Below are 17,798 nucleotides of genomic sequence, written 5' to 3' on the forward strand. Positions count from 1 at the left end.
GCCCTAGGGTTCAGCCATGGGCGGGTGGAACACATCGGACATTCCTGACCAGACCGGTCGCATCGTGATCGTCACCGGCGCGACCAGCGGCCTGGGCGAGGCCACTACGCGCGCCCTGGCCGCCGCCGGCGCCCAGGTGATCATGGCCTGCCGCAATGAGATCAAGGCGCAGTCCGTGGCCCGGACCATGCCCGGGACCGTGCAGATCCGCCAGCTCGACCTGGCCGACCTGGCCTCGGTGCGCGCCTTCGCCGCGGGTGTCGAGCGCGCCGATGTCCTCATCAACAACGCCGGGGTGATGGCGGTGCCGAAACAGCGCACCGCCGACGGCTTCGAATTGCAGATCGGCACCAATTATCTGGGCCACTTCGCGTTGACCGGCCTACTGCTGGACCGGATTTCGGAGCGTGTGGTGAACACCTCCAGCATCACCCACTTCATCGGCCGTATCGATCTGGAGGACCTGAACTGGGAGCGGCGCGCCTACTCCCGCTTCGGCGCGTACGCGCAGTCCAAGCTGGCGCTGCTGCTGTTCACCTACGAGCTGCAGCGCCGGCTGACGCTCACCGGCTCGCCCACGCTGTCGGTGGCCGCGCACCCGGGCTATGCCGCCACCGAGATCAGCTCGGAGACCCAGAACCTGCTGGAGCAGATCGTCGGGCTCGGCAATCGGCTGGTGGCGCAGAGCGCCGAGATGGGCGCTCTCCCAACGCTGTACGCCGCCACCGCCGCGGTCGAACCGGGCGGCTACTACGGGCCGGACCGGTTCAACTGGCGCGGTCACCCCGCCAAGGTCGGCTCCAATGCCGCCTCCCACGACGAGAAGACCGCCCGGCAGCTCTGGGAGCTGTCCGAGCGGTTGACCGGGGTCGAGTTCGGCGTCTGACGCTCAGGCGCGCACCACGTACGGCGCGACGCTGCCGAGTTTCTCGCAGGTCTCCTCGAATTCGCGTTCGGGCCGGGACTGCCCGACCACGCCCGCGCCCGCGCGCAGCCACGCACCCGCACCGGTCTGGTAGACCGCGCGCAGCACCAGCGTCGCCTCCAGCGCACCGTCGGGCGAAACCGTCACCACCGCACCGGAATACAGGCCGCGCGGATCGTGGTCGAGGCGGAACACCGCATCGACGCCCGCGGCCTTGGGAATCCCGGAGGCGGTGACCGACGGGAACAGCATCTCCAGCGCGTCCCACGGGCTGCGGTCGGCCGCCAGCCGCCCGCGCACCGTGGAGGCCAGGTGCTGCACGCTGCCGCGCTCGCGGACGGCCATGAAGTCCGAGACCGCGGTGGTGTCCGGCTCCGCCACGGCCGCGATCTCGGCGAACGAGGTCTGCACCGAAATGGCGTGCTCGACAATCTCCTTCGGATCCCGCACCAGGTCGGCGCGGGCGGCCAGATCGACCTCGCCGCCGCGCCCGAAGGCGCGGGTCCCGGCCAGCGGCTCGGTGGTGACCACCCGGTCCCCGTCCACGGCCGCGACGAGTTCCGGGCTGAAGCCCGCGGCCTCCAGCCCGCCCAGCCGCAGCAGGAACGAGCGCGCCGGGGTGTTGTGCATGCGGCCCAGCCGGTAGGTGGCCGGAATGTTCACCGCGAAGGGCAGTTCCACCTTCCGCGACAGAATCACCTTCTGGTACTTGCCATCCCGGATCTCGGCGACGCCGGTGGCCACCCGGTCGCGGTAGCCCGTGGGATCCACGGTGACGTCGACGGGGTGCGCGACCGGCAGTGGCGTGTCCTGCGCGGCCGCGATCAGCGCGTGGATGTCGCCGGTCTCGGACGGCGTCGCACCCGACACCCGTACCCCCGAGGCGTCGATGCGTACCTCGATGCGCGGAATCATCAGGTGCGCCAGCGTCGCTCGCGGGTGCACGTGCGCGGTCGCGCCCAGCGACCAGGCGCAGAACTCGAATCCGATCCACCCGAACGCATTCCGGCCGTCCAGCGGCAGTGCGGCCAGCGCGCCGTCGACGGCCTGCGCCGGATTCCCCGTCCACGGCCCGGCGGTGGTGCGTCCGTCCCAGCTCACCCGCAGTTCGTTCGCGTCCAGCTCGACGCCGCCCAGCGGGTCGGCCGCGAACACCCATTCGCCGGGCCGCTCGTACACCACGTATTCGCCGAAGCGATCCGCCGCCGCCAGCGCGGTGACCGCCGCGACCGGATCGGTGACGTGTTCGCCCCACCGCTGCTCCCCCTCGAGCCGTACCCGTTCGTCAGCGACCGACACCAGACCTCCAAGGTTATGCTTACCTAACTTAATGAGTGAGGTTAGCATTACCTTTCCCAGAGCGGGGAGGGGTCGATCGCGACCTGCGTCACGACGCCGCCGCGCCGCCCCGAAACCCACGCTCCGACCGGGGAATTGCCCGACCTACCGACCGACGCCGCACGTTTGGGCTTCAATGGATCGCAGCGGCTCATGCGGAGGTAACCAGAATGCTCGATCATGACAGCCGGCTCCCCGAAGCCGCGCTCACCGCTCCGCAGTCCGTGGTCGCCCTGGTCGACGCCGCCTCCCAGGTGGAGCGCGCCCTCGTCGGACACTGGCTGGCCGAGGGCGGCATCACCCAGGAGTTCGGCACCGCCGCGCCCGTCACCCAGCTCGACCTCGACGCCGCGGCCGTCACCGCCCGGCTGGTCGGGCGCAGCGACGATCCGCTGGTGGTGCCGGTCCGGGTGCTGTGGCTGCCGCCCGAGCGAGACGGCGTGCGCCGCACCACCTTCAGCGACCTGCTCACCCTCACCAACCCGCGCAAACCCAACCGGCTCATGCAGCGGCGGCTGCTCAGCAAGGCCCCCGACCGGCACCTGGTGCTGACCGGGCAACCGGCCCGGCTCAGCGAGCTGCGCGCCAACAATCCCGGATCCGCCGGTGCGCCCGACGCTTTCGGGCGGGCCATCGTGCGCGCCGGCATCGTCGCCCTGGAACGCGCCGAACGCGCCGTCATCGGCGACCGGTACAAGGTGCCGCGGCTGGTGGTCGAGGAAATCCTGGACTCGCCCGAATTCTTGCGGCGGCTCGACGCCATCGCCGAGGAGACCGGCGTGCCCGCGCGCGAGGTGTACCGGCGGGCCGAGAAGGGCCTGCGCGAACTCGTCGCGGCACAGAGCCGGCTGGTGTCGGACCTGTTCACCCAGGCCATGCGGCCCGTGCACGCCTCCACCTGGAAGGTCGATGCCGACGAGTCCGGGCTGGACCGGCTGCGCTCGCTCAACCGGCGCTACCCGCTGGTCTTCCTGCCCTCGCACCGGTCCTACGTCGACGCCTTCGTGCTCGGGGACATCCTGGCGCGCAACGACTTTCCGCCCAATCACGTGGTCGGCGGAGCCAATCTGAAGTTCTGGCCGATCGGGCCCGTCGCGCGGCGCACCGGAACCGTGTTCATCCGCCGCAGTTTCGGCGACGACGAGGTGTACAAGGCGGTCGTCGAGGAGTACTTCGCCTACCTGCTCACCAAACGCTTCAACCTGGAGTGGTACTTCGAGGGCGGGCGCACCCGCACCGGCAAACTCCGGCCGCCCCGCTACGGACTGCTGAATTACCTTGCGGCCGCGCTGCGTTCGAAACGCATCGACGACGTCATGCTGGTGCCGGTATCCATCACCTACGAGCGGCTCAACGAGATCGGGGCCATCGCCCTCGAACAGACCGGCGGCCGCAAACAACCCGAGGGCCTGACCTGGCTGGCCCGCTACGTGCGCAACCAGCAGCACTCGGCCGGGCGCGTGTACGTGCGCTTCGGGACCCCGCTCTCGGCCCGCGACCGGCTGGCCGTGAACGGCGATCCGCTGACGGTCCACCCGAATCCGCCTTCCGAGCCGACCCTCGAACTCGAGCACCTGGCCGTGCAGCGGCTGGCCTTCGAGGTCGCCGTCGGCATCAACGACGTCACCCCGATCACCGTCAACGCCCTCACCACCCTGGTGCTGCTGGGCGTGCACGAGCGCGCCCTCACCCGCGGCGAACTGCGCGCCGCCATTGCGCCCGTGCTCGGCTACATCCAGCGCCGGAACCTGCCCAGCGGCGAACTCGACGCGCTGCGCGACGACCACGGGCTGGCCGTGGTGCTCGAACAGCTGACCGTCGCCACCGTGGTCACCGTGTACCGCGGCGGGCTGGAACCGGTGTACGCCATCAATGCCGGGGCACACCTGGAGGCCGCGTTCTACCGCAACAGCGCCGTGCACTGGTTCGTCAACCGCGCCATCCTCGAACTGTCCATCCTCACCGCCGTCGAGGCGCCCGAGGGCGATCAGCTCCGGGTCGGCTGGGAGGCCGCCTTCCGGCTGCGCGACCTGCTCAAGTTCGAATTCTTCTTCCCGGAGCGGGCCGAATTCACCAGCCAGCTCACCGCGGAAATGCTGCTGATGGACCACGACTGGCATCAGCGCACCGCCGCGGGCACCGTCGGCTCCGACATCCTGGCCCGGCTGGCCGAATCCGGGTTCATGATGGCGCACCGGGTGCTGCGCTCCTTCTTCGACGCGCAACTGGTGGTGGCCGAACGGCTGGCCGCCCGCGACCCGGTCGCCGAGGTCGACAAGAAGGTCCTCATCGACGAATGCCTGCAGGTCGGCAAACAGATGCTGCTGCAACAACGGCTGCACAGCCCCGAATCGGTGTCCTCCGAATTGTTCGGCAGCGCGATCAAACTCGCCGACAACCACGGCCTGCTCACCCCCTCCGACGATCCCGCCGATCTGGCCGCCCGCCGCAGCCGCTTCGCCGCCGAACTGCGCGCCATCGGCCAGCGCATCTCCCGGGCCGCCACCCTCGACCCCTCCAACCGCCTGGAAGCGCTATGACACACCGGGTCCGGGGAATCGGCGCGGGCCGGCCCGCACTGCCGCTCCGGCCCGGCGTCGGCGTCACCCAGCGCCCGGTCGGCGCACAGGACCTCGGCGCGGCCCTCGAAGCCGTGCGCACCGGACCGCAAGGACCCCGCGTCGCAGCGATTTTCGACTTCGGCGGCACCGTCGTCCACGGATTCAACCCGCCGCCGCTGACCCGGCGACTGCTGCGGCGCAGCAGCACCCAGGGCGCGCTCACCGCCACCCTGCTCGGCAGTATTCGCGGGGCGCGCAGCGAGGGCGAGTACGAGCGCTTCCTGCAATCGCTGATGTACAGCTGGGCCGGGACAGCCGAGGACGAGCTGGCCCAACTCGGGCGACAGGCGTTCGCGCGCAGCGTGTACGGGCACATCTATCCGGAGGCCTGGCGGCTGGTGCGCGAACACGAGGCGGCCGGGCACACACTGGTGCTGATCAGCTCGGTCACCTGCTACCAGGTGCGGCCGGTGGCCGAGGAACTCGGCGTCCCGCACGTGCTGTGCACGGCCATGGCCGTCCAGGACGGCGTGCTCACCGGGCACGTGGAGGGAAAGCCGCTGTGGCGCAACGGCAAAGCCGACGCCGTGCGCCGCTTCGCCATCACCCACGACATCGACCTCACCCAGAGCTGGGCCTACGCCGACAGCGCCGCGGACCTGCCGCTACTGCAGACCGCCGGGCACCCGGTGGCGGTGAACCCCGATCCGCGCGTCGTGCTGGAGGCGGCCGAAAAGGATTGGCCGGTGCTGCATTTCCGGCCCCGGCAAGCGCCCGGGGCCACCGACTACGCCCGCACCCTGGCCGGATTCACCGGTCTGCTGGGCGGGGCCCTGTTCGGCGTGGCCGCCAAGGCGCACACGAAACAGCGCCGCCAGATGGCGGATTCGATGATGACCTACGCCGCGGACACCACCCTGCGCGGCACCGGAGTGAAGGTCCGTGTGGTGGGCGCCGGGAACGCCCGCGCCCCACGCCCGGCCGTGTTCATCTTCAACCACCAGAGCCAGTTCGACATCGTGGTGCTGGCCGAGGTGCTGGGCACCGGATTCACCGGCATCGCCAAGCGGGAGATCACCAAGAACCCGATCTTCGGTCCCCTCATGCGCTTCGTCGAGGTGACCTTCATCGACCGCGCCGACACCGCGGCCGCCAAGGCCGCGCTGGAACCCGTCGTCGACACCCTGCGCGGCGGACTGTCGGTCGTGATCGCGCCCGAGGGCACCCGATCCCTGACCCCGCGCATCGGGCCGTTCAAGAAGGGCGCGTTCCACATTGCCCGGCAGGCGGGTGTGCCGGTGATTCCGGTGGTGATCCGGAATGCCGGCGAAATAGCGTGGCGCAATTCGGCCGTGGTGCGCAAAGGCGTCGTAGACGTGGCCGTCCTACCGCCGATCGATGTCAGCGGCTGGGATCCGGCCGATATGGACGCCGAGGTGGAGCAGGTCCGGCAGCTGTTCGTGGGCACGCTGCTCCACTGGCCCGAAAGCCGCCCCGGCAGTTAGTCAGACAGCGCGACCGAACAGCAGCTTCCACGGCATGGCCGCGGACTCCAGCTGCACCTTCAGGCTCATCTTGGACGCGCCCTTGGTGCGCTCCTCGAAACGGATCGGCACCTCGGCGATCGAAATGCCCTTCTTGACCGTCCGGTAGTTCATCTCGACCTGGAACGAATAGCCGTTGGATTTGATCGAGGCCACGTCGATGGCGCGCAGCGTGTCCGCCTTCCACGCCTTGAAACCGGCGGTCGCGTCCTTCACGCCCAGGCGCAGAATCATATTCACGTAGAAGTTGGCCCAGGCCGACAGCGCCTTGCGATACCACTTCCACTCCGCCGCGGTGGAACCCCCGGGAACATAACGGGATCCGAGCACCACGCCGGCATCGGTGGACTCCAGCTTGTCCAGCATGGCCGGGATGACCTCGGCCGGGTGCGACAGGTCGGCGTCCATCTGAATGACCACGTCGGCGCCCTCGTCCAGTGCCCTGGTGATGCCGGCGATGTAGGCCCGGCCCAGACCGTCCTTCTCGGTGCGGTGCAGCACGCCCACCACGTTCGGCAGGTCGGCGGCCAGCTTGTCGGCCACCTCACCCGTGCCGTCGGGCGAATTGTCGTCCACCACCAGCACATGCAGGTCGGCCACCGGTAGCGCGGTCAGCCGCTCCACCGCCACCGGCAGGTTCTCCCGCTCGTTGTAGGTCGGCACCACCACGGTGACCTTCAAGGCTTACCCTCCCGCTTGGTCGTTTTCTGGCTACGAAACCGTACCTGGTCAACCTGAGTGCCTCGTGAGCGCACCGAACAGCGCGTCACCCCCGTCACTCCGGCGTCAGTCGTCCTCTTGGTCCGCGCGCCGATTTCGTTCCCGCACAATATCCAACGCCCGCTCCGCTGTCGCCTTATCCGGATAGGGCCCGATCCGATCGCCGACCCAGCAGGTCTTCCCCTGCTCCGCCTTCTGATGGGAGATGCAGTAATACCACTGGTTGTCCTGAGCCATGGGGTCCAGCATTCCACCAAGATCAGACCCACAGGTCGAAAAACACGCGGAGAGCCCGGGAATGCGGAAAGACCCCGTCCGAGGGACAGGGTCTTCCAGATCCGGTGGCCAAGGCCGGGATCGAACCGGCGACCTTCCGCTTTTCAGGCGGACGCTCGTACCAACTGAGCTACCTGGCCGTAGGCACCCGATTCGAATGCCACGCTATACCACTTCTTGCCATGCAAGGAGTCTTGCGACCCTGACGGGACTCGAACCCGCGACCTCCGCCGTGACAGGGCGGCGCGCTAACCAACTGCGCCACAGGGCCTTGCTCTTGCTCCGACAACGATGTTTCCATCGTTGTACCCCCTACGGGATTCGAACCCGCGCTACCGCCTTGAAAGGGCGGCGTCCTAGGCCGCTAGACGAAGGGGGCCCGCCGGATTTCTCCGGACCGTTTGCTCAACGGCTTCCGTTGGGAGCGGAGATAGCTTATGACAGGCTCCGCGTGATTCCCAAATCAGCTGGTCAGAGTCCCAAGTTGAGATCTTCGAGCCGGGCGGACACCCGCCAGCCGGTGCGCCGGAACTCCTCGGTCCACTCCGGTGTCGTGGTGGCTTCCACGATCACCTCGAGCGCCTCGGCGAACCGGGCCCGCAGATCCACCGGTCCCGCCAGCACATCGGAGATGTAGCGCTGGCCCGCCAGCGCCGCCGCCAAGGTGCGGGTGAACCGGTCCGGATCCGAATCCGGGCGCAGTTGTTTGTGCTCGGTCGCTTTCACCGCGAGCTGCCGGATGGCGCGCCCGAGGATGCGGCCGCCGCCGGCCTGGATGTCGCGGTAGAACTCCGGCTCGATGATGAGCCGGAACTCCGCCTGAATAATGATGTCGTTCTCCAGCCGCAGCGCGATCTCGTCGATCATGCCATGCAGCACATCCAGCGGACCGAGATCGGTTCTGGCGAGCCACCTTTCGGTCGATGCCCGATAGCGGTCGACCGCCGCATCCAGCACCGCACGAGCCAGGTCCTCCTTGGAGTCGAAGTGAAAGTACATGGCCCCCTTGGTCGCCCGGGAACCTTCCAATATGCGGTTGAGCGAAGCAGCGGCATAGCCGCTCTTCCCGAACTCAACGGCGGCGGACCTGATGATCGCCGCGCGTGTCCGGCGGGCCCGCTCTTGCTGCCGTGCCATGCTCGAAACGCCTCCGAAGCTAGCTAACCGTCGCCGACCGCCGCGCGGCCTCGACGCAAAGTTATGTGTCTTTCAAATACTTCAAAACGGGCTTCGCCCGGAATTACCAAACTTTCGGTACGAAAAAGCGCGAAAAACTTGAAACACACCAACAGGTATAGTTTTTCCCGCCCGGGTGCACCACAGGGGTGCGCACCCGGGCGTTCACGTCGTCCTGGTCCGCCTCCCCGCAGCTTCATCGTATTGGAGCCGCGATCGGCCAGACCGGTCGCGACACGTTCGGGCACATCAACGATAAGCCGAATCCCGTGCCGCCGGGGCAATCCCGGTTTCTCGGGAATTCACCAGTCGGTCACCGTACCCGGAAAGCGCACCCAGCGTGAGGCGTACCGGAGAGTCAGTTAGCCAGCACACCCCCTATCGAATGCCGCAATTCCCCAGCAATCGTAAGGATGATTGGTTCGAATCGACGAATTCGCCCATATCCCACCGATGTTCGGCCGGCCGATCGCCGCCGCGATGCGCTGTCCACACCGACACCACATCGCCGCCGAGCCGCCGCCCCCACGCCCGCGCCGACTCCGACCGGTTTCCCCCCCGCTCCAAATAGCTTGCCACACATCACCATTGGATGATATTCACACTCCAGCGCAACGAAACAAACTGAGTGGCAAGGCGATTGCCGGACCCCTCGGCACCGGCAATCAGCGCCCGCTTACCGGGCCGTCCGGAACCCATCGGGCAATGGACACGGCGAAACCACACCGCCACCCCACCCCGCCCACACTCCGCGCCGACCCCGACCCGCCCCCGGGTCCACCTTCTCGCGGTGCCGCACCGACCGGTCCGCACCCTCACAGGGCCACATCGTCCCCCCAACCGACCGCCTCGGCTCCCCGAGCCCCGCCGATCGGCACGGCCCGTCACCCCAACGGCACACCGCGTCACTCCCCACCCCGACGCCACCGGTCCCCCGCCGCGCGCCCGCGCCGCACCGGCCCGGACCCCGACGGCGCATCGTGACCTGCGCAAATACCGTCTGCCAGAGTGCAATCGGATACTCGTTTAACACTTATGGGGTCGGCCCATTAAACTGACGTCCCGCACGCCCCTATAGCTCAGTTGGTAGAGCTACGGACTTTTAATCCGCAGGTCCCAGGTTCGAGCCCTGGTGGGGGCACTCCCATGCGAGGGGCCCGGAACGATACCTCCGGGCCCCCGCCACATCCGCGAATCTGTAGCAATCTGCCCGGAGTTCACCTACCGTGACCGGAGCAGAGCTTTTCCCGGGAACCATCACCACAGGCGGAGTTCATGAATTCCTTCGATGACCTGCTCTCCAATGTCCCGGTCGCGCAGATCGCCGAGAGGCTCGGCGTCGACGAGGCGACCGCGAAGACGGCGATCGATGCGGCCGTCCCCGTGCTACTCGGCGGCTTCCAGGCACAGGCCGGCAACCCCGAGGTCGGACTGAATCTGGAGAACGAAGTCGCCGGCCAGCCGCACGGCCTGCTCGACGGCGGTGTCGACATGGATCAGGTGGACGTCTCCAACGGCAGCCAGATCGTCGATCAGACCTTCGGCGCCGAGAAGAGCACGGTGATCAGCGCTCTCGGTAATGTCGGCGGCAACAACATCAGCCAGGACCTGATGGGCAAGCTGCTCCCCATGCTCGCGCCGATCGTGCTGGCCTACCTCGGCAAGAAGGCCCTGGGCGGAGGCGACGGCGGGGCCGGCCAGTCCGGCGGCGGGATCGGCGATCTGCTCGGCAGTCTGCTCGGCGGCGCCACCGGCGGAAACAGTGGCGGCGGTCTGGGCGACATACTCGGCAAGGCGGTCGGCCAGAACGCGGGCAGTGTGCTCGGCAACGTGCTGGGCGGGCTACTGGGTAAGAAGTAATCGGGCATCTCAACCGGATGTGCGGCTAACGAACCACGGCCCGCGGCGATACACCCGTCGCTGTGGGCCGCTTGTCATATGACATCTCTCACCTACGCCGCAATGGCGCACATGTGAGTTTCACATCACCCTACGGTCACGTAAGGTATGGGCGCGGCGGCAGGCCGGCGAGGGTACGACAGCACGACGCACGACACGAAGGGCACACGTATGGCAAAGGATCTGACTCAACTCGAGCTGCTGACGGAGTTGGAGCCGGTTGCCGAGGAGAACGTCAATCGCCACCTCTCCCTGGCCAAGGAATGGCACCCGCACGACTACGTGCCGTGGGACGAAGGTCGAAACTTCGCCGCCATGGGTGGTGTCGACTGGGATCCGGAACAGTCGAAACTGAGCGAGGTCGCCAAGGCGGCCATGATCACCAATCTGCTCACCGAGGACAATCTGCCCTCCTACCACCGTGAGATCGCCGAGAACTTCTCGCAGGACGGCGCCTGGGGCACCTGGGTCGGTCGCTGGACCGCCGAGGAGAACCGGCACGGCATCGTCATGCGCGACTACCTGGTCGTGACCCGCGGCGTCGACCCGGTCGCCCTCGAGCAGGCCCGCATGATCCACATGACCAACGGGTTCGCCTCGCCCACCGAGGAACTCGAGCAGCTGTCGAACAATGCCGGCTTCCTCTACTCGGTCGCGTACGTGACCTTCCAGGAGCTGGCCACCCGCGTCTCGCACCGCAACACCGGCCGCGTCTGCGACGACCCGATCGCCGACCGCATGCTGCAGCGCATCGCCGCCGACGAGAACCTGCACATGATCTTCTACCGCAACATGTGCGGTGCTGCCCTCGACCTGTCGCCCGACCAGACCCTCGAGGCCATCACCCTCATCCTGGAGAACTTCCAGATGCCCGGCGCCGGCATGCCCAACTTCCGCCGCAACGGCGTGCTGATGGCCAAGCACGGCATCTACGACCTGCGCCAGCACCTCGAAGAGGTGGTGAACCCGGTGCTCAAGAAGTGGCGGATCTTCGAGCGCGACGACTTCACCGCGCGCGGCGAGGAGATCCGGGAGCGCCTGGGCACCTTCCTCGAGAAGCTGGGCAAGGACGTCGTGAAGTTCGAAGAGCAGCGCGACCGCATGCTGGCCCGTGAGGCCGCCAAGCGCGAGAAGGAGCTGGCCGCCACCGGCAGCTAGCGACTGCGGGCTGCGGCCCGGACCCTCCGAGCGAATAAGACACGGCCCCTCCGGATTTCGATCCGGAGGGGCCGTTTCGCGCCCTGCGCGCGACTCACAGCAAGCTCACCGGGATTCCGCAGCCGGGTCCAGGTCCACGGGCCCGATCATGACTGCATGAGCCTCGACACCCGGGTCCGCACGGCGAATGTGGTGCTGCTGCACGGGCAACCGGGCGATCGCTCCGACTGGGACGCGGTCACCGCCCGGCTGCCCGGATCGCTCACCGCGCTGGCCTTGGACCGCCCCGGATACGGTGACAATCCGGAACCGGCGGGATCCATCGAGGACAATGCCCGCTGGCTGCTCGACCGGCTCGACCACGAGGGCATCGACAGTGCCGTCCTGGCCGGACATTCGTACGGCGGGGCGGTCGCGCTGGCGGCCGCGACGCTCGCGCCGCACCGGGTGCGCGGACTGGTACTGGTCTCCAGCGTGGGCCCCGGGTGCCTGACCGCCTGGGACGAACTGCTCGCCGCGCCGTACGCCGGCACCGCACTGGCATTGACCGCGTGGTCGGTGCTGCCGTGGCTGGCGCGCAAGGGCCTCGACCACAGCCCGGCCGGGACCGCCGCCGGGACCGCGCTCGCGCTGCTCGCCGGCGTGCACCACCGGCACGGTCCGGTGTGGCGCAGTTTCCTGACCGAACAGCGGGAAATGTTCGACACGCTGGACCGGTGGACGGCGCGGCTCGCCGACATCCGCGTGCCGGCCTTGATCCTCGCCGACCCCGCCGATAAGGTCGTGCCGATCTCCACCTCCCACGCACTGTGCGAGCAGTTGCCCTGTGCCCGAATCGATCTGATCAGTGGGGGTGGCCACCATCTGCCACGACGGCTGCCCGGCGCCGTGGCCGCCCGGATAGGTGACTTTGTCGACTCGTTGGACTGAACCGATGCGCGGCACCCTGCTGGCCGTGCGGGAACGCGCGCTCACCCAGTTCCACACCGAGCGCCGCCATCCCGCCCCCAGCCCGATCGAGCCCGGACGGCCGCTGTGGCGGCAGGTCGCGGGCGAGGTGCGCTGGTCGTTCACCCCGCCCGCGCTGTGGCTCGAGGGCGTCGGCGCGAATGTGGTGCTGTCCGGGCTCTTTCTGCTGATCTCGCCGCTCACCCTGCACAAGCACGGCTGGGTGGTGCTGGTCGGCGTCTACTTCGCGACCTTCGTGCTCGCCGACGTCACCACCACGAATGTGCTCGGCGTGGACGCCGACCGGACCCGGCTGAGCCTGGCCGCCGGGGTGCCGGTGCAGCGCATCCTGGTGGTCAAGAACCTCGCACTGCTGATCATCGTGGGACTGCCGACGCTGCTGGCCACGGCCGTGCTCACCGCCAAGACCAGCGCGCATCCGATGCAGCGGGCCGGGGTTTCGGTCGCCGATGTGGCGCTGCCGATCCTGGCCTGGCTCGGGGTGGGCAATATCGTGTCGGCGCTGCTCGCGGTGCCGCCCCGCGCGCTCGGGCAGCGCTGGGCCGCGCGCCGGGACTGGCGCAGCACGCTGCCCTGGCTGACCCACCTGGTCCTGCCGTACGGGCTCTACTACTTCGTCGCGCCGATCGACGGCGAGCAGCGCGCCATCCTCGGCCACCACCTGGGCCGCTCGATGCCGGGCGACCTGCGCAGTGCGATCCACCTCGGGGTCGGGCTCGCGGTGTGGCTGGTCGGCACGGTGCTCGCGGTCGCCGTGGTGCGCCGCCGCGGCCTGCGCATGTGGTGACCCGTGTGACCGGAGGCACTGCGGGCGGTACGCGGCTCTGGCCGCGAGCGCGCGGATGAGAGACTGGACGACGTGACTGCCTCGCTCGAAGCCCCCAAGACCGAGCTGCGGATCGGGCCCTACCCGCTCGATCCGCCGGTCGTGCTGGCCCCGATGGCGGGCATCACCAATGTCGCCTTCCGCACCCTGTGCCGCGAATTCGGCAGCGCCACTTCGCTGTACGTGTGCGAGATGATCACCGCCCGCGCCATCGTGGAGCGCAACGAGAAGACGCTGAACATGATGGCCTTCGGGCCGGACGAGTCGCCGCGGTCCATGCAGCTCTACGGCGTCGACCCCAAGACCCTCGGCGAGGCGGTGCGCATCGTCGTCGGCGAAGGCTGGGCCGACCATATCGACATGAACCTGGGCTGCCCGGTGCGCAAGGTCACCCGCCTCGGCGGCGGGTCGGCGCTGCCCTACAAGCGGCGGCTGTTCCGCGAGATCGTGCGCGAAATGGTCGCGGCCGCAGGCGATGTGCCGGTCACCTTCAAGTTCCGCATCGGCATCGACGACGAGCACCACACCTACCTCGACACCGGCCGCATCGCCGAAGCCGAAGGCGCCGCGGCGGTTTCGCTGCACGCCCGCACGGCCGCGCAGCTGTACTCCGGGCAGGCGGACTGGTCCGCCATCGCCCGGCTCAAGGAGACCGTGACCAGCATCCCGGTGCTGGGCAACGGCGATATCTTCACCGCCGACGACGCCCTCCGCATGATGGCCGAGACCGGCTGCGACGGCGTGGTCGTGGGCCGCGGCTGCCTGGGCCGGCCCTGGCTGTTCGCGGAGCTGAGCGCCGCCCTGCGCGGCGAGCCGATTCCGGAGGGCCCGACCCTCGGCAAGGTCGGCGAGATCCTCTACCGGCACGCCGCGCTGCTCGTCGAGCACGACGGCGAGGACAAGGCCATGCGCGATATCCGCAAGCACATGGCCTGGTACCTGATGGGCTTCCCGGTGGGGTCGGCGCTGCGCCGGCAGTTCGCCACCGTGACCAGCCTGGCGCAGATCGCGGATCTGGTCGGTCAGCTGGAGCCGGACGTGCCGTTCCCGGCCGACGCGCTCGGCCCGCGCGGACGCCAGGGTTCCCCGCAGACCAAGGTGGCCCTCCCCGACGGCTGGCTCGACGATCCCGAGGACGCGACCGTGCCCACCGCGGCCGACGTCATGCACAGCGGCGGCTGAGTCAGCTACAGGGGCGGCTGATCGCTCCCTGTTTCGAGTTCGATCCGATCACCGCCCGGCGCAGCTCCCGGGCGTTGTGGCGATGCCCTGGCACACTTTGCGAAGCGTGCCCACCCGGGTGTGCGACATACCCGACAAAAGCGGAAAAACCGTCCTCACCTGCGGTGGACATATGTTCGAGTGGTCCGTCGTGGCGAAATCGTTATCATGGCCCTCGGCATCAGAAGCAAAGTGAGGTTCGTTGGTGGGTGACGATCGGTACGGGCGTACGCCACGACCCGGAGGTCGCGCCCCCTGGGAGCGCTACCCCGCGGACGGGGACGATCCGGCGCGCACCGGCCGCCGCTCCCGCCACACCGACGACGCCGAACCCGCTGCCGCCGCATCCATTTCGGTCCAGGACCTGGTCGAGCGCGTGGACAGCGAACGCCAGACCCGACGCCGGCGCCGCGCCGAACCGGAGACTCCGAACGAACCCGCGGCCGAGGCGAGCCGCGAAACCCCCGGGCCGAACGGCTCGGCACCCGTGCCGCCGCAACCGGCAGCCCCACCGGCTCCCGTGCCCGCCACCGGATCACAGCCGGCGGCCTCGACCAGCGCGCAGCCCGCGGCGAACACCGGGTCCCAGCGCACCGTGCGCGACACCAGCCACCTGCGCCGGGTCGCCAACGCACCCGGCAATCGCGGCGCGCGCCCGGCCGACCCGACCGCGGATCCGGTCACCGTGGAACTACCCCCGGTCACCGACACCGCACCGCCACCGGCCGCACCCGGCGCGGCCGCCCGCACCCGGGCGCTGCTCGCGCGAAAGGTCAAGTCGCCCGCCGATTATCCGACCACCGCGCTCCCGGCCGCCGTGGGACCCGCACCGGCCAAATGGGTTTCGAGCACGCGCCGCCGCCGCAACCGGCGGCTGCAGCTGGCCGGCCGTGCCACGCTCGCCCTCGTCGCCGTCATCGCGCTCATCGTGACCGGCACCGGCTGGAGCTACCTGCGCGCCAAGGACAACAACTTCCAGCAGGTTTCCGCACTCGACGACAACTCACCCTACGTCGTCGACGCCGACGGCCAGACCGGTGACGAGAACTTCCTCATCGTCGGCACCGACACCCGCGCGGGCGCCAACGGCAGCCTCGGCGCGGGCAGCGTGGACGACGCCGAGGGCGCGCGCTCCGACACCGTCATGCTGGTCAACATCCCGGCCAACCGGGCCCGCGTGGTCGCCGTCTCCTTCCCCCGCGACCTGGATGTCTCCCGCCCGGTCTGCGAGGGCTGGGACAACGACAAGGCCGCCTACAGCGGCGAGAAGTTCCCCGCCGCCGACGGCGACAAGCTCAACGCCACCTACGCCCTCGGCGGGCCCAAGTGCCTGACCAAGGTGATCACCAAACTGTCCGGCCTGAAGATCAACCACTTCGTCGGCATCGACTTCTCCGGCTTCGAATCCATGGTCGACGTGGTCGGCGGCGTCGAGGTGTGCACCACCAAGCCGCTGGTCGACGAGATCCTCGGCACCGTGCTCACCACGCCGGGCAAGCAGGTCGTGAACGGCTCCACCGCACTGGACTACGTGCGCGCCCGGCACGTGTACGGCGAGGAGCGCAGCGACTACGACCGCATCAACCGGCAGCAGCGGTTCCTGTCGTCGCTGCTGCGCAGTGCGCTGTCGAGCAAGGTGCTCTTCGATCCGGGCAAGCTCAACGGCTTCATCGATGCCTTCGCCAAGCACTCCTTCATGGACAACGTCACCACCAAAGACCTGCTGACACTGGGCCGTTCGATGCAGAAGATGCAGGCCGGGGCCATCACCTTCCTGACCGTCCCCACCGCGGGCACCACCTCCTACGGCAACGAGATCCCGCGCGAATCGGATATCAAGGCCATCTTCCGCGCCGTCATCGACGACCAGCCGCTGCCCGGCGAGAAGAAGACCGACCCCCCGCCCAGCGCCAGTGCCGCGCCCGTGGCCAAGCCGAAGCTGGCCGCGGTGGATACGAGCACCTTCTCGGTGCAGGTGTCCAACGGCTCCGGCCAGGCGGGCATCGCGAGCACCACGGCGACCAAGCTGGCCGCGCAGGGCTTCCAGATCTACAGCACCGGCAACTATGCCGACGGCACCTCGCCCAGGACCAAGGTCCGCTATTCCAGCGGCCACGAGGCCGAGGCCGGGACGGTGGCCAGCGCCATTCCGGGCGCCATCCTGGAACCGGCGGGCGGGCTGGGCAGCATTGTCGAAGTGGTCGCCGGTTCCGATTTCACCGGCACTGTGAAAGCGCCCACCGCCTTCGGGCAGCCGCTGCCCGACACGCCGAGCGACTCCGGCGGACCCAGTGCGGCTCCGGTCACACTTCCCTCCGATCTCGAGCACGTCAACGCCGCCGACGACCTGTGTAAGTGACCGCACGTCCCACTGGCCACAACTGCGGCATCGGCGCTGGAACCGACCGCTACCGACGGTTAACCCGCAGTTGGTGACTTGGTCAGCGGTCCGCACTAATGTCTTGAGTCATGCGTGTCATCTACAACGAACAAATGGCCGAGCTCGCCGATCTGCTCGGCGGCATGGCCGGGCTCGCCGGATCGGCGATGGAGCGGGCCACCCAGTCCCTGCTCAGTGCCGATCTCGAGCTCGCGGAGCAGGTGATCACCGAATACGACCGCATCGCCGAGATGATCCAGCTGGCCGAGGAGAAAGCCTTCGCGCTGCTGGCCCTGCAGGCCCCCGTCGCCGGTGATCTGCGGCAGGTGGTCAGCGCGATTCAGATCGTCGCCGATGTGAACCGGATGGGCGTGCTGGCGCTGCACGTGGCCAAGATGACCCGGCGGCGCTTCCCGGCGCACGCCGTGCCGGAGGCCGTCAACAGCTACTTCGCCGAGATGGGCCGGGTCGCGGTCAAGATGGGCGCCACCGCCAAGGAGGTGCTGGAGTCCCGCGATCCCGAGCGGGCCGCCAAGCTCACCGACGACGACGAGGCGATGGACGACCTGCGCAAGCACCTGTTCACGCTGATCATGGACCGCGACTGGCAGTTCGGCGTGGCGGCGGCCGTGGACGTGGCGCTGCTGGGCCGCTACTACGAGCGCTTCGCCGACCACGCCGTCGAGATCGGGCGTCGCGTGGTGTTCCTGGTCACCGGCGTGCTGCCGCCCGACCCGGACTCCGAGAAGGAAAGCATCTAGGACGACGAACGAGGGAGTTCCGGGGCGACCCCGGAACTCCCTCG

At 68.8% G+C, this 17,798-nt stretch carries 14 protein-coding genes and 4 tRNA genes; 11 read left to right on the plus strand and 7 right to left on the minus strand.

Annotated elements, in window-relative coordinates:
• Nucleotides 1-16: 16 nt before the first annotated feature.
• Complete coding sequence (locus tag ACFXN1_RS08920; protein ID WP_379435795.1) at nt 17-886, plus strand: oxidoreductase; 870 nt, start codon at nt 17-19, stop codon at nt 884-886.
• A 3-nt stretch (nt 887-889) separates the two neighbouring features.
• Here ACFXN1_RS08920 and ACFXN1_RS08925 read toward each other — a convergent pair whose 3' ends face one another.
• Nucleotides 890-2,272 (minus strand): salicylate synthase, encoded by a 1,383-nt coding sequence (locus ACFXN1_RS08925; protein ID WP_379435794.1) that lies wholly within the window; start codon nt 2,270-2,272, stop codon nt 890-892.
• 161 nt (nt 2,273-2,433) lie between these two features.
• On the opposite strand from ACFXN1_RS08925, the gene ACFXN1_RS08930 reads away from it, so the two are divergent.
• Nucleotides 2,434-4,803, plus strand: coding sequence for a glycerol-3-phosphate 1-O-acyltransferase (locus tag ACFXN1_RS08930; protein WP_379397925.1), 2,370 nt, complete (start codon nt 2,434-2,436; stop codon nt 4,801-4,803).
• A complete protein-coding gene (locus tag ACFXN1_RS08935; RefSeq protein WP_379435792.1) occupies nt 4,800-6,329 on the plus strand; it encodes an HAD-IB family hydrolase in 1,530 nt (509 codons plus the stop codon). Before ACFXN1_RS08930 ends, ACFXN1_RS08935 begins: the two co-directional genes overlap by 4 nt.
• On the opposite strand, the gene ACFXN1_RS08940 is transcribed toward ACFXN1_RS08935, so the two are convergent.
• The 6 genes from ACFXN1_RS08940 to ACFXN1_RS08965 all read right to left on the minus strand — a co-directional run bounded on the left by ACFXN1_RS08940 (nt 6,330) and on the right by ACFXN1_RS08965 (nt 8,501).
• Nucleotides 6,330-7,031: a polyprenol monophosphomannose synthase gene (locus tag ACFXN1_RS08940; RefSeq protein WP_354831630.1), complete on the minus strand. Its 702-nt coding sequence runs from the start codon at nt 7,029-7,031 to the stop codon at nt 6,330-6,332.
• Nucleotides 7,032-7,154: 123 nt separating this feature from the next.
• Entirely contained in the window at nt 7,155-7,325 is a 171-nt protein-coding gene (locus ACFXN1_RS08945) for a hypothetical protein (protein WP_379397929.1), read from the minus strand.
• Between the two features lie 105 nt (nt 7,326-7,430).
• Nucleotides 7,431-7,504, minus strand: a tRNA-Phe gene (locus ACFXN1_RS08950).
• Nucleotides 7,505-7,561: 57 nt separating this feature from the next.
• Nucleotides 7,562-7,635 (minus strand) — tRNA-Asp (locus ACFXN1_RS08955).
• Between the two features lie 35 nt (nt 7,636-7,670).
• A tRNA-Glu gene (locus tag ACFXN1_RS08960) sits at nt 7,671-7,743 on the minus strand.
• A gap of 92 nt (nt 7,744-7,835) precedes the next feature.
• Entirely contained in the window at nt 7,836-8,501 is a 666-nt protein-coding gene (locus ACFXN1_RS08965) for a TetR family transcriptional regulator (RefSeq protein ID WP_379397931.1), read from the minus strand.
• A gap of 1,107 nt (nt 8,502-9,608) precedes the next feature.
• Between ACFXN1_RS08965 and ACFXN1_RS08970 the strand changes: the two genes are divergently transcribed.
• The 8 genes from ACFXN1_RS08970 (at nt 9,609) to phoU (ending at nt 17,754) form a co-directional block, all read left to right on the plus strand.
• Nucleotides 9,609-9,681 (plus strand) — tRNA-Lys (locus tag ACFXN1_RS08970).
• A gap of 134 nt (nt 9,682-9,815) precedes the next feature.
• Entirely contained in the window at nt 9,816-10,400 is a 585-nt protein-coding gene (locus tag ACFXN1_RS08975) for a DUF937 domain-containing protein (protein WP_379397969.1), read from the plus strand.
• 210 nt (nt 10,401-10,610) lie between these two features.
• Entirely contained in the window at nt 10,611-11,597 is a 987-nt protein-coding gene (locus ACFXN1_RS08980) for an acyl-ACP desaturase (protein ID WP_354830944.1), read from the plus strand.
• Nucleotides 11,598-11,753: 156 nt separating this feature from the next.
• Complete coding sequence (locus tag ACFXN1_RS08985; protein WP_379435791.1) at nt 11,754-12,527, plus strand: alpha/beta fold hydrolase; 774 nt, start codon at nt 11,754-11,756, stop codon at nt 12,525-12,527.
• Nucleotides 12,528-12,531: 4 nt separating this feature from the next.
• Nucleotides 12,532-13,353, plus strand: coding sequence for a hypothetical protein (locus tag ACFXN1_RS08990; RefSeq protein WP_379435789.1), 822 nt, complete (start codon nt 12,532-12,534; stop codon nt 13,351-13,353).
• Nucleotides 13,354-13,425: 72 nt separating this feature from the next.
• The gene (gene dusB, locus ACFXN1_RS08995; RefSeq protein ID WP_379435788.1) at nt 13,426-14,574 is read left to right on the plus strand and encodes a tRNA dihydrouridine synthase DusB; all 1,149 of its coding nucleotides are present in this window, start codon (nt 13,426-13,428) and stop codon (nt 14,572-14,574) included.
• 244 nt (nt 14,575-14,818) lie between these two features.
• Nucleotides 14,819-16,972 carry an LCP family protein gene (locus ACFXN1_RS09000; protein WP_379463532.1) on the plus strand — a complete coding sequence of 718 codons (2,154 nt, stop codon included), beginning with the start codon at nt 14,819-14,821 and terminating at the stop codon, nt 16,970-16,972.
• Between the two features lie 110 nt (nt 16,973-17,082).
• Entirely contained in the window at nt 17,083-17,754 is a 672-nt protein-coding gene (phoU, locus tag ACFXN1_RS09005; protein WP_379397979.1) for a phosphate signaling complex protein PhoU, read from the plus strand.
• Nucleotides 17,755-17,798: the final 44 nt, after the last annotated feature.

Origin of the sequence: Nocardia sp. NPDC059154 (genome assembly GCF_042755705.1) — a bacterium.
Taxonomy (GTDB): domain Bacteria; phylum Actinomycetota; class Actinomycetes; order Mycobacteriales; family Mycobacteriaceae; genus Nocardia.

Coding starts and splice junctions, on each gene's coding strand:
- phoU (WP_379397979.1), top strand. CDS start 17,083: ATGCGTGTCATCTACAACGAACAAATGGCCGAGCTCGCCGATCTGCTC.
- ACFXN1_RS08935 (WP_379435792.1), top strand. CDS start 4,800: ATGACACACCGGGTCCGGGGAATCGGCGCGGGCCGGCCCGCACTGCCG.
- ACFXN1_RS08920 (WP_379435795.1), top strand. CDS start 17: ATGGGCGGGTGGAACACATCGGACATTCCTGACCAGACCGGTCGCATC.
- ACFXN1_RS08980 (WP_354830944.1), top strand. CDS start 10,611: ATGGCAAAGGATCTGACTCAACTCGAGCTGCTGACGGAGTTGGAGCCG.
- ACFXN1_RS08945 (WP_379397929.1), bottom strand. CDS start 7,325: ATGGCTCAGGACAACCAGTGGTATTACTGCATCTCCCATCAGAAGGCG.
- ACFXN1_RS08965 (WP_379397931.1), bottom strand. CDS start 8,501: ATGGCACGGCAGCAAGAGCGGGCCCGCCGGACACGCGCGGCGATCATC.
- ACFXN1_RS08925 (WP_379435794.1), bottom strand. CDS start 2,272: ATGCTAACCTCACTCATTAAGTTAGGTAAGCATAACCTTGGAGGTCTG.
- ACFXN1_RS08985 (WP_379435791.1), top strand. CDS start 11,754: ATGAGCCTCGACACCCGGGTCCGCACGGCGAATGTGGTGCTGCTGCAC.
- ACFXN1_RS08930 (WP_379397925.1), top strand. CDS start 2,434: ATGCTCGATCATGACAGCCGGCTCCCCGAAGCCGCGCTCACCGCTCCG.
- ACFXN1_RS08990 (WP_379435789.1), top strand. CDS start 12,532: ATGCGCGGCACCCTGCTGGCCGTGCGGGAACGCGCGCTCACCCAGTTC.
- ACFXN1_RS08975 (WP_379397969.1), top strand. CDS start 9,816: ATGAATTCCTTCGATGACCTGCTCTCCAATGTCCCGGTCGCGCAGATC.